Annotated in this window: 12 protein-coding genes; 6 read left to right on the top strand and 6 right to left on the bottom strand. The window is 74.3% G+C overall.

Going from position 1 to position 12,846, the window contains the following annotated elements; all coding sequences use genetic code 11:
* Window positions 1-14: 14 nt before the first annotated feature.
* Together ACIBPC_RS19240 and ACIBPC_RS19235 are read right to left on the bottom strand one after the other, a co-directional pair.
* Window positions 15-233 carry a DUF397 domain-containing protein gene (locus ACIBPC_RS19240; protein ID WP_398846163.1) on the bottom strand — a complete coding sequence of 73 codons (219 nt, stop codon included), beginning with the start codon at window positions 231-233 and terminating at the stop codon, window positions 15-17.
* A gap of 71 nt (window positions 234-304) precedes the next feature.
* Window positions 305-1,156 (bottom strand): helix-turn-helix transcriptional regulator, encoded by an 852-nt coding sequence (locus tag ACIBPC_RS19235; protein ID WP_398846160.1) that lies wholly within the window; start codon window positions 1,154-1,156, stop codon window positions 305-307.
* A gap of 384 nt (window positions 1,157-1,540) precedes the next feature.
* Here ACIBPC_RS19235 and ACIBPC_RS19230 point away from each other — a divergent pair, with 384 nt between their 5' ends.
* The 3 genes from ACIBPC_RS19230 (at window position 1,541) to ACIBPC_RS19220 (ending at window position 2,861) form a co-directional block, all read left to right on the top strand.
* The gene (locus tag ACIBPC_RS19230) at window positions 1,541-1,951 is read left to right on the top strand and encodes a hypothetical protein (protein ID WP_362963748.1); all 411 of its coding nucleotides are present in this window, start codon (window positions 1,541-1,543) and stop codon (window positions 1,949-1,951) included.
* Window positions 1,952-2,007: 56 nt separating this feature from the next.
* Window positions 2,008-2,292 carry a hypothetical protein gene (locus ACIBPC_RS19225; RefSeq protein ID WP_362963750.1) on the top strand — a complete coding sequence of 95 codons (285 nt, stop codon included), beginning with the start codon at window positions 2,008-2,010 and terminating at the stop codon, window positions 2,290-2,292.
* 185 nt (window positions 2,293-2,477) lie between these two features.
* On the top strand, window positions 2,478-2,861 hold the full coding sequence (locus tag ACIBPC_RS19220; RefSeq protein WP_398846157.1) for a cold-shock protein: 384 nt from the start codon (window positions 2,478-2,480) through the stop codon (window positions 2,859-2,861).
* On the opposite strand, the gene ACIBPC_RS19215 is transcribed toward ACIBPC_RS19220, so the two are convergent.
* The 4 genes from ACIBPC_RS19215 to ACIBPC_RS19200 are packed head-to-tail and all read right to left on the bottom strand — an operon-like array spanning window position 2,858 to window position 6,539.
* A complete protein-coding gene (locus ACIBPC_RS19215) occupies window positions 2,858-3,709 on the bottom strand; it encodes a 1,4-dihydroxy-6-naphthoate synthase (RefSeq protein WP_398846154.1) in 852 nt (283 codons plus the stop codon). The two genes, ACIBPC_RS19220 and ACIBPC_RS19215, sit on opposite strands and share 4 nt — an antisense overlap.
* Window positions 3,706-4,452 (bottom strand): futalosine hydrolase, encoded by a 747-nt coding sequence (locus tag ACIBPC_RS19210; protein ID WP_398846151.1) that lies wholly within the window; start codon window positions 4,450-4,452, stop codon window positions 3,706-3,708. The genes ACIBPC_RS19215 and ACIBPC_RS19210 overlap by 4 nt, the downstream gene beginning before the upstream one ends.
* A 22-nt stretch (window positions 4,453-4,474) precedes the next feature.
* Window positions 4,475-5,062 (bottom strand): hypothetical protein, encoded by a 588-nt coding sequence (locus tag ACIBPC_RS19205; RefSeq protein WP_362963758.1) that lies wholly within the window; start codon window positions 5,060-5,062, stop codon window positions 4,475-4,477.
* Between the two features lie 28 nt (window positions 5,063-5,090).
* Entirely contained in the window at window positions 5,091-6,539 is a 1,449-nt protein-coding gene (locus ACIBPC_RS19200; RefSeq protein ID WP_398846149.1) for an MFS transporter, read from the bottom strand.
* Window positions 6,540-6,888: 349 nt separating this feature from the next.
* Here ACIBPC_RS19200 and ACIBPC_RS19195 point away from each other — a divergent pair, with 349 nt between their 5' ends.
* The 3 genes from ACIBPC_RS19195 (at window position 6,889) to ACIBPC_RS19185 (ending at window position 12,839) form a co-directional block, all read left to right on the top strand.
* Window positions 6,889-7,635, top strand: coding sequence for a DUF3027 domain-containing protein (locus ACIBPC_RS19195; RefSeq protein ID WP_398846146.1), 747 nt, complete (start codon window positions 6,889-6,891; stop codon window positions 7,633-7,635).
* 1,281 nt (window positions 7,636-8,916) lie between these two features.
* The gene (locus ACIBPC_RS19190; protein WP_398846144.1) at window positions 8,917-12,033 is read left to right on the top strand and encodes a sacsin N-terminal ATP-binding-like domain-containing protein; all 3,117 of its coding nucleotides are present in this window, start codon (window positions 8,917-8,919) and stop codon (window positions 12,031-12,033) included.
* On the top strand, window positions 12,021-12,839 hold the full coding sequence (locus tag ACIBPC_RS19185; protein ID WP_398846139.1) for an endo alpha-1,4 polygalactosaminidase: 819 nt from the start codon (window positions 12,021-12,023) through the stop codon (window positions 12,837-12,839). The genes ACIBPC_RS19190 and ACIBPC_RS19185 overlap by 13 nt, the downstream gene beginning before the upstream one ends.
* Window positions 12,840-12,846: the final 7 nt, after the last annotated feature.

Raw genomic sequence — 12,846 nt, 5'->3', positions numbered from 1 at the left:
CCGGCCGTGAGTCGTCAGTCGGCCAGTTCGCTGTCCCGGACGGCACCGACGAAGGAACGCCACGCGCCGCCCGTCACGACCAGGGTGGGACCCTCGGGGGCCTTGGAGTCCCGAACGGGCACGGTGCCCTGAGCGGCGGTCGAGGGCGACCACTCGATGCACGTTCCGCCGGTTGAGGAGCAGTACGAGGAGCTGGTCCAGTCGTGGACTGTGCGGGTGGAAGGCTGGTTCATTTTGATCTCCTGGTGCTTCGCCGAACGACGGCAGTGTGGCGTGATCGACAGGCGAGAAAACAGCGCGCGACTTATGCTTCGTAGTCTTTGCGTGCGATGTCGATCAATTCTAGCGATCTGCTGATTGGCAGCGCGTTCGCGCGGAACCTATCAAAGGTTTCGATGCACACCTGGACGGTTTGCGGTCTGCGGTACACCCTTCCGCCTTGCGGATCGTCCATGTATGCGACAGTCGGTTCGTTGTCGAATTCGAGTACGGTGAAGGCGAGCCAATGCATCCCTTCTGCCCCGGCGGAATAAGGCACAACCTGCACGTCGATGCCCGGCCTCTTCGCCATTTGGAGGAGGTGCTCAAGCTGGCGGTGCATTGCTTCCCGCCCAGCCACGCGACAGTGCAACGCGGCCTCGTGCAGGATGCTCCATAGCTTGGGCGGCCGTTCCCGTGTGAGAAGTTCTCGACGTCCGGTGCGCGCTTTGATCTTGCTGGCGATGATCTCCTCTGACGCTGATGGGTGGCCAGCGCGGAAGATGGCATGCTGATATTCCTCGGTCTGGAACAGGCCTTCGATGAAGAGTCCCGAGTACCTGCGGATGCTGGCCGCTTTTCGTTCCAAGCTGACGTACGGGAGGAAGCTTTGTGGGTGGTCCTCCTCCTGGAGGCGCTCGCGCATCTTGGCGAACAGGCCGTTGGTGCCGAATACCTTGTCGCAGCCTTCTGCGAAGCGCTGGCTCGGCATGAACTTACCTGACTCGACCTGACTGACGTACGGGATCGTGTAGTTCGTGGCCGTTGCGAGGTGCTTTTGTGTCAATTTGCGGCCCAGGCGTACCGCACGTACGTCCGCTCCGAAGCGCTGTTGCGGACTCGGGGGCTCTTTGAAGTCCTCGTGGGTGTCAGGGACTTCCACCATGTTGACCTCCACTTATGCGCTTCCGGCGGCCAGGGTTACGGCGTGGCCGGTTAAGGGTCGGTGTCGCAACGTCGCCAAGAGAAGCACATACGCGTTGCTCTGGGTACCGGACAACTTGCGGTCGGTGGTTGGCCGCTGGAGTGAGGAGAGGTGCCATGTCACGCAGGGGAATGGTGCGGTGAGCGACCAGCCCCGAGCTGCCGGGGGGCGGCGGGGGCCGGAAAATGTGGGGGACCAGCGGAAATGTGATGAACCGGTGGTCGGGGACGGCCAGTCGGGTGAGTCGCCCGAGCTGGGGGACATCGCGGAATGTAAGCGGCGGGGCGCTGCCCTGCGTGCTGAATTCGAACGTTTGAATGCGGAGATCGTCGCCCACCTGGCCTTGTTGAGGCGGCGATGATCGAACCGCGCTATGAGGCTGAAGTCTGGGGCGGCGATGCCGCCAGGAATGTGCAACTCGGCGCACACAGCGCCGTTTCGCGGCGGCTCGTCCTGTGGTGGCTGCGCGGTCAGGCGCTGCGGGTGGCGGACGGGCTCGACCCCGATCCCGCGCGCGGCCGGTATCCCGGCGCGACCACCCCCGTCACCCCCGTGCCCGGCCGGGACGCGCCGACCGTGCTGCGGCGGTGGGCGGCGGACCTCGGGCGGCAGGAGCAGGCCGCGCGGTACCTCGCGGCCGGGGTGCCGTTCCGCCTGGCCGTGCAGGACGGCGACGGCTGCTGGTACGTGCTGCTCGCGCGGCAGATGGCGCGGCGGGAGCGGTTCATCGAGAGGAGAGGGAGGAAGGCCGAGTGGGCGGCGATATGACGACGACGCGTGTACGGATGTGTCGCGGGTGGGTGTATGTGCCGGGGAGGCTGGCCGTGTTGCTCGGTGAGCACGCGGAGGAGCTTCCGCCCGGCGTGGTGCGCTGTGAACTGGCCGCGCACGACGGCGGTTCCCACCACGTGTACGTGGCGGACCTCGACGGCCCCGACACCGGCGCGATCTGGGCGGCCTGGCAGTCCGGGCAGCCGCTCGGCCTGACCGTGCTGCCCGACTGCCCGGGCAGGAACGGCCCCCCGGGCGTCCGGCAGGAGGTGTGCTGCTTCTTCGCCGGGCACGGCGGCCCGTGCTCGTGGGACGTGCCCGACCCGCACGGCGGCTGACCGGTCGGCCCGCCGTCCCGGGCGCGGGAGAGGGGCGGCGGGCATACCGGCGGGCGGTTGGGGGCAGTCATCCTCCGAAACGGCCCGGCGGCATCTTGTCACCGGGCCAGGGCCGGTTAGCCTTGGCTGCGAGGCGGGTCCGGCGGCCCGCCGAACTGTTGTGACGAGCGCGAGGACGGGGACACGTGCCTACCGGCAAGGTGAAGTGGTTCAACAGCGAGAAGGGCTTCGGCTTCCTCTCCCGCGACGACGGCGGCGACGTCTTCGTCCACTCGTCCGCCCTGCCCAGCGGTCTCGACACCCTGAAGCCCGGTCAGCGCGTGGAGTTCGGCGTCGTCGCCGGTCAGCGCGGCGACCAGGCGCTGTCCGTCGTCCTGCTCGACCCGGTGCCGTCCGTCGCCGCCGCGCAGCGCCGCAAGCCCGACGAACTGGCGGGCATCGTGCAGGACCTCACGACGTTCCTCGAAGGCATCTCGCAGCAGCTCGAACGCGGCCGGTACCCCGACAAGGCCAGCGGCCGGAAGGTCGCCGGCATGCTGCGCGCCGTCGCCGACCAGCTCGACGTCTAGAACGCGCCCGGCGGCGTGGGCGGCACGAGGTCCTCGGCCGCCGCCCGCGCCAGCAGTTCCCGTACCGCCGCGTGGCCCGTGTCGCCCAGGTCGGCGGTGAACTCGTTGACATACAGCGCGATGTGCTGCTTCGCGACGTCCGGGTCCATCTCCTGCGCGTGCGCCAGCACGTAGTCCGCGCTCGCCGCCGGGTCGGCCCACGCGTGCCGCACCGAGGCGCGGATCGCGTCCGTCACGGCCCGCAGCCGCTCCTCGCCCAGCGACCGCTTCGCGATGATCGCGCCGAGCGGGATGGCGTGCCCCGTCGTGTCCTCCCAGAACTCGCCCATGTCCGCTACCCGGTGGAGCCCGTAGTTCTGGAACGTGAAGCGCGCCTCGTGGATCACCAGCCCGGCGTCCACCCGGCCGTCGCGCACGGCGGGCATGATCTCGTGGAACGGCATCACCCGCACCTCGCCCACCCCGCCCGGCACCCGCGCCGCCGCCCATAGCCGGAACAGCAGGTAGGCCGTCGACTTCACGCTCGGCACCGCGACCGTCCGGCCGCTCAGGTCCTCCGGCGCCGCCGCGCCGCGCGTCAGCACCAGCGGGCCGCAGCCCCGGCCCAGCGCGCCGCCGCACGGGAGCAGCGCGTACTCGTCCAGCACGTACGGCAGCACCGCGTACGACACCTTCAGGATGTCGCCCTCGCCGCGCTCGGCCAGCCCGTTCGTGATGTCGATGTCGGCAAACGAGACGTCCACCGGCGGCGCCCCCGGCACCAGGCCGTGCGCCCAGGCGTGGAAGACGAACGTGTCGTTGGGGCAGGGCGAGTAACTGATGTGCAGGGGCGAGGCGTTCACAGTCACGGCTGCTCCTCGTGCAGAGGGTGGTCGTCCACGCCGTCCCGCAGGACGGGGGCGACGGCGGTGAAAGTCCTGGTCAGGGCGGCGAGCGCCTCGGCGATGCGCCAGGCGGCGCGGTCACGCGGCCCCACCGCGTTCGACACCGCGCGGATCTCCAGGAACGGCAGCCCGTGCAGCACGGCGGCCGCCGCGACCCCGAAGCCCTCCATCGCCTCGGCGGCGGCGCCCGGATGCCGGGCGGCCAGCTCGGCGGCGCGGTCGGCCGTACCCGTGACGGTCGAGACGGTCAGCACCGGCGCGAGCACCGCGCCCGCCGTCTCCGCGACGACCCGCGCCAGGGCGGCCGGGGGGTGGTGGACGACGGTGCCGTAGCCGAGCGCCGCCGCGTCCGCGAAGCCCTCGTCCGTCTCCGAGCCGAGGTCGGCGGCCACCACGCGGGAGGCCACGACGCTGCCGCCCACCGGCACCACGTCCGCGAAGCCGCCCGCGATCCCGGCCGACACCACCAGGCCGTAGTCGCCCGGCGCGAGAGCGAGGGCCGTCGCGGTGGCGGCGGCAGCGGCGGCGGGACCGGCCCCTGAGGCCAGCACGTCGAGGGTGACGGGCCCGGTCGGCAGGGACACGTCCCTGATGTCCAGCGCGCCGACTCCGGGCGACGCCTGGCGCCGCACCGCCGCGTCCCCACCGGCGGCGGCCAGCACCGCGTCACGCTCGGCGTCGACCGCCGTCACGACAAGGACACGCATGCGGGGACCCTCTCTCGGTTTCTCAGTCCTCGTGGTCCTCGGGCGCGAGCCGGACGCTCCACGCGCCCTGGAGGGTCTCCAGCGCGTTGGCCTGCAGCTCCTCGACGGAGGCGGCCTGACCGAGGTCGCCGTCCGAGTCGTCGCGCAGCTGGCCCACGGTCAGGTCGAGCGAGCCGTCCTCGGGCAGCGGCACCCCGTAGTTGCTCTCCCACTGCCGCGCCTCGTTGAACAGCTGGTCCGTGTCGAACGTCTGGTACGTGGTGGTGAACGGTTCCTGCTGCGCGTGCGGCAGCCCGTTGATCAGCAGCACCCAGCCGTCCTCCGCGACCTCCGGGTCCACGCCGATGCGGAACGTGTCGCCCGACCTGGTGCCGAACTCCGGGCTGTCGGCCGGCGTCACGCAGTCGTCCGCGCGGTCGGCGTCGAGACCGTCGCCGTTGTAGCAGTCGTGATCCGCCTCGAACGAGTCCGTGTGCGTGTTCAGGGTGAAATGGGCGCTCGGCGTCGGCTTCTGGCACGCGGCGAGCACGACGAATCCCAGCGAAACAGCGCCGACGGCAACAGTGGTGCGGATGGCCCGGCGGCCCCGGCTCGTGGAGATCGCAGTCATGCGGGCAGGGTACCCGCGCGCCGGGAGGTCACCGGACGCGGGGGTGCGGCGTGCCGCGCCGCGCGGCGCTCAGCAGGCCGCGCGTCGCCAGCACCGTCCCCACCAGCACCAGGACGGCCGCCACCGCCATGCCCAGCGTCCCGTCCAGCGGCAGCGAGATGCCGATCGCGCCGCCCACCACCCACGACATCTGCACCGCCGTCTCCGACCGCGCGAACGCCGACGTCCGCACCACCTCCGGCACGTCCCGCTGGATCATCGCGTCCAGCGACAGCTTGCCCATCGCCTGGCAGATCCCCGCCACCGCGCAGACCGCCACCACCGTCACCGCGCTGTACGCGACCGCCGCCGCCGTCGTCACCGTCAGCGCCGTCAGCAGCATCGTCAGCAGGATCAGCTCGGGCGCCCGGTCGCGCAGCCAGCTGCCCAGCAGGTTGCCCGCCGCGTTGCCCGCGCCCGCCGCCAGGCCCACCAGGCCCAGCGAGAACGCCGCCGACAGCCCCGGCAGCGACTCGGTCCGCAGCAGGAACGCCATGAAGAACAGCAGGAAGCCCGACAGCGACCGCAGCGACGCGTTCGCCAGCAGCGCCTTCGCCACCGACGAGCCCGGCGCCCGCAGCAGCCCGCCCCGCGCCCCGTCGTCACGCTCCCGCGCCAGCGCGGCGCGCGTCTCGCGCAGCTCCGCCAGGTGGTACGTCCGCTCGCCGCGCGCCAGGTCCACCTGCCCCGGGAGGCGGAAGGAGAGGAACGCGCCCGTCACGGTGACGGCGCAGGCGGCGTACAGCGGCCACCGCGAGCCCAGCGCGCCCAGCGCCAGGCCCACGGGCGCGGCGGCACCGGCGGAGATCAGACCCGTCAGCGTTATCCGCGCGTTCGCCTTGACGAGGGAGACGCGCGACGGCAGCAGCCGTGGCACCACCGCGGCCCGCACGATGTTGTACGCCTTCGAGCACACCAGGACGCCGAGCGCCGCCGGATACAGCGCCAGGCCGCCGCTCGCCACCGCGCCCGCGATGACCAGCGCCAGCACGCCGCGCGCCAGCAGCGCCGCCGCCATCGCCGCGCGGCGGCCGTGCGGCACCCGGTCGAGCAGCGGCCCGATGACCGGCGCGAGGAGGATGAACGGCGCCATCGTGATCGCCAGGTACAGCGCCACCCGGCCGCGCGCCTCCGCCGTCGGCACGGAGAAGAAGATGGTCGAGGCGAGCGCCATCGTGATGAGCATGTCCCCGGCCGAGTGCACCGCGTGCAGCTCGATCAGCTTGGAGAGGCCCGACTCGCCCGCGCCCTCGGCCGTCGTCGCCCGCCTGATGCGGCGGCCGACGAACACGGGGAAGGCCCGCAGGGCGTGCCCGCCCGCCCGGGCCGTGCGGGCCAGGCGGCCCGAGCCGGTCTTGTTCTGGGTGTCGGACGAGCTGCCACCAGCCACGGCCTCAAGCCTACGGGCAGAGGGCCCGGCGGTTCGTGCTTCGCGCATGGCATTTACCTGGGTTTCCGCGGCGGGTACGTCGCTGTTCTAGGGGACCGACAGGGCACGCCGCCAGCCTCCGCCGGGGAACCGGCGGCGTGTTGTGCCGTTCCGTCTACCCCGCCGCCCGTCACGCATCCGTACGGGTCCGCTACAGCCGTCCGGGCGCCCGTCCCCCCGTCGCCGGACGCGCGCGTCGGCCGGTCGGGGTGTGCGGTAGCGTGGGCGTCCGGTGCGCCTTGCCTCGTTCAGCATGACGTCGCAGCGGTCCCCAGCGTCCGCTCCGTCGGCTCCGTTCGCCCTCAGGCGCCCGCACCGGTACGACGGCGGAGGAGAGAGAGTTCTCGTGAATGCTGGGATGCGAAGCCGTACGCCCGACCGGCTCTGCGCCGAGGCGGTCGACGTGGCCCGCGAAGCCGCCGCGGAGGCGGCGCACCCGCAGCCGCTCGGCGCGTATCTCGGTGCCGTCGCCGAGGGCGACAGGCTGGTGACCCACCTCTTCGCCGCCGAGGACCCCGGCTACACCGGCTGGCGCTGGGGCGTGACCGTCACCCGCGCGGCGCGCGCCAAGTACGTCACCGTCGACGAGGTCACGCTCACGCCCGGCCCCGACTCGCTGCTCGCGCCCGCCTGGGTGCCCTGGCACGAACGGCTGCGCCCCGGCGACCTCGGCCCAGGCGACCTGCTGCCCGCCGAGGACGACGACCCCCGCCTCGAACCCGGCTGGGAGGCCACGGCCCCCGAACAGGAGACGGCGGAACGCGCCACCGTCACCGACGTCGCGCTCCAGCTCGGCTTCGGCCGCCCGCGCGTCCTGTCGTGGCTCGGCGCGCAGGAGGCCGCCGACCGGTGGGAAGAGGCGTTCGGGCCCGAGACGCCCATGGCGCAGGCGGCGCCCGCCGGGTGCGCCAGCTGCGGCTTCCTGCTGCCGCTCGCGGGCTCGCTGCGCCAGGCGTTCGGGGTGTGCGCGAACGAGTACTCGCCTGCTGACGGGCGGGTCGTGTCGCTGGCCTACGGCTGCGGCGCCCACTCGGACGCGGAGCAGCCGAAGCACCAGCAGCCCCCGCCGCCGGTCATCGACCACCTCGGCGCCGACCCGCTCTGACGCCCTCGCCCGCGCGTGCTGCGGGCGTGTGTCCGGGGGGTGACGGGCAGGGCGCCCGGACGACTCGGTGAGGCGGGGGAACGCCGCCGGCGCTCACCGTTTCCGCGCTCGGCGCGGCGGCCTGCGCCGGATCGGGGCAACGGTGTCGGGGGTGCTCGTCGGCGGCGGGCTGCCTCCTGCACGCCCCTGGCGCGGTGCGGCGATGCGGGCCGCTGGTTCCTCGTGCGCCCGCGCCCGACGCAAAGTCTTCCCACGGTGAGGGAACGCCGCTGGCTTCGCGTCGGCTTCCGGCGGCGGAGGGCTGGCCTGTCGTGGCGGTGTTCCTCGGGCGGTCACCTTGCCCGCGCCCGGAGCGGCGGTACGGAGGCCGCAGGCTCCTCGCGCGCCCGCGCCGGGCGTTGGCGGCGCCGAGTGCGTCGCCGTCGCGGGGCTCCTGGCTGAGGGGATACGGACCTGGAGGGTGCCCTTGGCCAGGCGCGGAGGCCACAGGCTCCTCGCGCGCCTGCGCCGGGTCGGTGTGGTGCGGCCTGTCCGCGTGGTGAGGGAACGCCGTTGGCTTCGCGTCGGCTTCGGCGGCGTTGGCCGGCCTGTGGTGACGGTGTTCCCTCGGGCGGCGGCATCGCTCCGGGGAGGTCACGTGTTCGGGGCGTCCCCCTGGCGCGGGCGGCGGTGCGGAGGCCGCTGGTCTCTCGCGGGCCCGCGCCGGATGCCGGGGGTCAAGTGCGCGGCCGTCGCGGGGCGTTGAGCCGGGGGCGGGGATACGGGCACCGCTCCCGGGCGTACCCCTGGCCGTTGCGCGCCTTCGCCGGAGGCCGGGACTTCCGGCGGTGGTCTCCTGTGCGCCGGGTGGTGTGCGGCTGAGGCATGGCGCTGCTCGTCCTGCTCTGGAGGTGGTCGCGCCCCGGTGAGTCCGGCGCGATCGCAGCCCCAGCACCACCCGGTGGTATTCGACGGCCACCGGCGTACGCAGGCGCGGTCCGTCGGGCAGGCAGCTGCGGGCCCCACTTCGGCGGGGGACCCGCCCGCTGGCCGCCGTCGAGTCGTGGCGGCCGTCCGGGGGTGGACACCGCCCTCCCGCTCTCGCGGCGCGTATCCGCTGTGGCCTTCGCACCGCGCTCCGGCGTGCGGTCCCCTTCGCCGTCCGCGCCCGTTGCCGGGGCCCCGGCAACGGGCGCCTCGGCGCGTCCCGTGGCGGGGTGGCCGGGGCGCTGACCAGGGGCGGCCGGTGTGGCCGCGCACCGGCATCGGGCGGGGGTCCGCGTACCCGGTACTGTCGCTCCCGTGACGACCGACCAGCACGACGATCCCTTCGGCACCGGACGCCTGCGTTCCGGTGTGCTGAGCGCATGGACCGCCTCGCCGGCCCGGTTCCGCGAGGACGCCAACGCCGAGGAGGACCTGGCGCGCGGCGGCTACCGCGACCGGCTCGTCGTCGAGCTGGCGCAGAACGCCGCCGACGCGGCCGCCCGCGCCGACGCGGAGGGCCGCCTGCTGCTGGACCTGCGCGACGGCGTCCTCACCGCCGCCAACACCGGCGCCCCCCTCGACGCGGCGGGCGCCGAGTCCCTCTCCACCCTGCGCGCCTCGGCCAAGCGCGACGCGGGCGGCACCGTGGGCCGCTTCGGCGTCGGCTTCGCCGCCGTCCTCGCCGTCAGCGACGAGCCCGCCGTCGCCAGCGCGGACGGCGGGGGCGTGCGCTGGTCGCTGCGCGAGGCCGCCGAACTGGCCCGCGCCACCGCCGAGGACAACGACGCGCTGCTTGCCGAGCTGGACCGCCGCGCCGGGCAGCGGCACGCCGTGCCCCTCCTGCGCCTGCCGTTCCCCGACCCGGACGCGGCCGTCCCCGAGGGCTACGACACGGCCGTCCGCCTGCCCCTGCGCGACGCCGCCGCCGAGGACCTCGCCAACCGGCTGCTCGACGCCGTGGACGACACGCTGCTGCTCGCCCTGCCAGGAGTGACCGAGATCACCGTCACCACCCCCGGCGGCCGACGCACCCTGACCCGCGCCCAGTTCGGCCCGTACACGCAGATCACCGAGGAGCCGGGCCCGGCCGGGAGCGCCGTACGCTCCACCCGCTGGCGCGTCGCCACCGCCAGCGGCGAGGCCGCACCCGAGCTGATGGCCGACCGGCCGCTCGAAGAGCGCGAACGCACCCACTGGTCCGTCACCTGGGCCGTCCCCGTCGACGCCGAGGGCGCCCCCGCCGCGCCCGCCAGCGCGCCCGTCGTCCACGCCCCGACGCCCACCGACGACGCGCTCGGCCTGCCCGCCCTGCTGATCGCCAGCTTCCCCCTGGAGCCGACGCGGCGGCACGTCGCGCCGGGCCCCCTCACCGACTTCCTGCTGGAACGCGCCGCCGACACGTACGTCTCCCTCCTCACCGACTGGCGGCCCGTCACCACCGGGACGCTCGCCCTCGTCCCCGGGCCCCTCGGGCGCGGCGAACTCGACGGCGCGCTGCGGGCGTCGCTGCTCGACCGGCTGCCCGGCGCCGCGTTCCTCCCGGGCGCCGCGCCGCACGCCGAGGGCGCGCCCGAGGCGCTGCGGCCCATGGAGGCCGAACTGGTGGAACGGGCGGGCGCGGAGACCGTCGCCGTGCTCGCCGAGCTGTTCCCCGTGCTGCTGCCCGCCGGGCTCGAACGGCGCGCGGAGCTGCGGGTCCTGGAGGTGGCGCGCGTACCGCTCGGCGAGGCGATCGACCGGCTCGTGGGCGTGGAGCGGCCCGCCGAGTGGTGGTGGCGGCTGTACGAGTCGCTGGCCGGGGTCGATCCGGAACTGCTGACGGGCCTCCCGGTGCCGCTCGCGGACGGCCGCACCACCATCGGGCCGAACCGCGTCCTGCTGCCCGTGCCCGGCACCGACCCGGCGGACCTCGGGCGGCTCGGGCTGAAGATCGCCCACCCCGACGCGGCGCACCCGCTGCTGGAGAAGCTCGGCGCCGCGCCCGCGACGCCGCGCGCCGTCCTGACGAGCCCTCAGGTGCGGGCCGCCGTCGCCGCGTCGGCCGACCCGGACCCCGACGTGTGGGACGAGGACGCCGTACCGGCCGCCGAACTGGCCGGGATCGTCCTGGCGTTGGTGCGGGACGCGGGCCTCGGCCCCGGCGACGAGCCGTGGCTGTCCGCGCTCGCCCTGCCCGACGAGGACGGCGAACTGTCGCCCGCCGCCGACCTCGTGCTGCCAGGCAGCCCCTTCGCCGGGATCATGCGTGCCGGTGAACTCCCCGCCTGCGACGACGCGTTGGCGGCCGAGTGGGGCGCCGCGACCCTCGCCGCCGTGGGCGTGCAGGCCGACTTCGCGACCGTGCGCGCCTCCGACGTCGTACTCGACCCGGACGACCTCGAACCGCGCGACTCCTCCTGGGACGAGCCCGACGACGTCGGACTGCTCGACTCCGTGGACGTCTGGTGCGAGGAGGTCCTCGACGCCCTGCCCGACGCGGACCTGCCGCCCGTCGCCACCGAGGTCGTCGGCATCCGCGACCTGGAACTCGTGGACGACGCCGCCTGGCCGCAGGCCCTCGCCCTGATCTCCGGCTCGCCCGCGCTGCGCGCCGCCCTCACGACACCGCTGCGCGTGCGCATGCCGGACGGCACGACGGAGCGGGCGCGTTCGTACACCGCCTGGTGGCTGCGCGGCGCGCCCGTCCTCGACGGGCGGCGGCCGGCGGGGCTACGCGCCGCCGGGGGAGACCCGCTGCTCGCCGGGCTCTACGAGGACGCCGACACGGCCGACGTGGACGACGAGGTGCTGCACGCCCTCGGCGTGCGGACCAGCGCCCGCGCGCTGCTCGCCGAGCCGGGCGGCGCGGCCGACCTGCTCGCGCGCCTCGCCGACCCCGACGTGGACGTGACCCCCGCGCAACTGCACGGCCTCTACGCCCTGCTGGCCGACCTCGACCCGGAGGCCGTCACGCTGCCCGACGAGCTGCGGGCCGTCGTGGACGGCGAACCGCGCGTCGTCCCGGCGGCGTCCGCGCTGGTCGCCGACGCCCCCGACCTGCTGCCGCTGGCGACGGGCCGGGCGCTGCTGCCCGTACCGCCGGAACTGGCCGCCGAGCTGGCGGCGGTCCTGGACGTGCGGCCGCTCAGCGCCGCGCTGCCCGCGCCGCCGCCGGAGGACGGCACCGAACGGGACGTCCCCGAGGCGGCCCGCGACCTGCTCGGCACCGACACCCCGGCCACCTATGTCGAGCACGACGAACTCGTCGTGGACGGCACGGAGATCGAGTGGCGGCTGACGGCGGACGGCGTGCTGCACGCGGCGACGTTCGAGGGCCTCGCGGCCGGGCTCGCCTGGGCGACGGGCCGCTGGCCGCGCCGCTTCGAGCTGGCCGCGCTGCTGGAGGACCCGGCGCGGGCGGCGGAGCTGGAGACGGCGCGGTGGTTCGACTGACCGGCGCGCGGGCCGCCCTGGGCGCCGCGCTGCTGGCGCGCGCCCTGGCGGCCTGCGGCGGCGACCCGGAGCCCGAGCCCGAACCGGAGCCCGCCGTCGCGGAGTTCTGGCGGCCCGCGCCCGGCACGCCCTGGCAGTGGCAGCTGTCCGGCACGCTCGACACGACCGTGGACGTGCCGGTGTACGACGTGGACGGCTTCGAGACGAGCGCCGCGCAGGTCGCCGAACTGCACGGGCGCGGCGCCCGCGTCATCTGCTACATCAACGCGGGCGCCTGGGAGGACTTCCGCCCCGACGCCGACGCGTTCCCGGAGGAACTGCTCGGCGAGGGCAACGGCTGGCCGGGCGAGCGCTGGTTCGACATCCGCGCACTCGACACGCTGCGCCCGCTGCTGGCCGCGCGCTTCGACATGTGCCGCGACAAGGGCTTCGACGCGGTCGAACCCGACCTGTTGGAAGGCTGGACGAACGACACCGGCTTCCCGCTGACGGCCGACGACCAGCTCGCGTTCAACCGCATGGTCGCCGAACTCGCCCACGAGCGCGGCCTGTCGGTCGGCCTGAAGAACGACGGCGCGCAGGCCGCCGAGCTGGTGGACGACTTCGACTTCGCGGTGAGCGAGGAGTGCGCGGCGTTCGGCGAGTGCGAGCTGCTGCTGCCGTTCATCGAGCAGGACAAGGCCGTGTTCCACGTCGAATACGACCTGACGGCCGACGAGTTCTGCGCGGAGACGACGGCCCTCGGCTTCAGCTCGATGGTCAAACGCCTCGACCTGGACGCCTGGCGCGAACCCTGCCCGGCCTGAGCCGGGC

Source organism: Streptomyces sp. NPDC049879, from assembly GCF_044461265.1.
Taxonomy (GTDB): Bacteria; Actinomycetota; Actinomycetes; order Streptomycetales; family Streptomycetaceae; genus Streptomyces.
This window is presented reverse-complemented; position numbering and strand designations above follow the sequence as displayed.

Coding starts and splice junctions, on each gene's coding strand:
- ACIBPC_RS19240 (WP_398846163.1), bottom strand. CDS start 233: ATGAACCAGCCTTCCACCCGCACAGTCCACGACTGGACCAGCTCCTCG.
- ACIBPC_RS19230 (WP_362963748.1), top strand. CDS start 1,541: ATGATCGAACCGCGCTATGAGGCTGAAGTCTGGGGCGGCGATGCCGCC.
- ACIBPC_RS19210 (WP_398846151.1), bottom strand. CDS start 4,452: ATGCGTGTCCTTGTCGTGACGGCGGTCGACGCCGAGCGTGACGCGGTG.
- ACIBPC_RS19205 (WP_362963758.1), bottom strand. CDS start 5,062: ATGACTGCGATCTCCACGAGCCGGGGCCGCCGGGCCATCCGCACCACT.
- ACIBPC_RS19200 (WP_398846149.1), bottom strand. CDS start 6,539: ATGCGCGAAGCACGAACCGCCGGGCCCTCTGCCCGTAGGCTTGAGGCC.
- ACIBPC_RS19195 (WP_398846146.1), top strand. CDS start 6,889: ATGCGAAGCCGTACGCCCGACCGGCTCTGCGCCGAGGCGGTCGACGTG.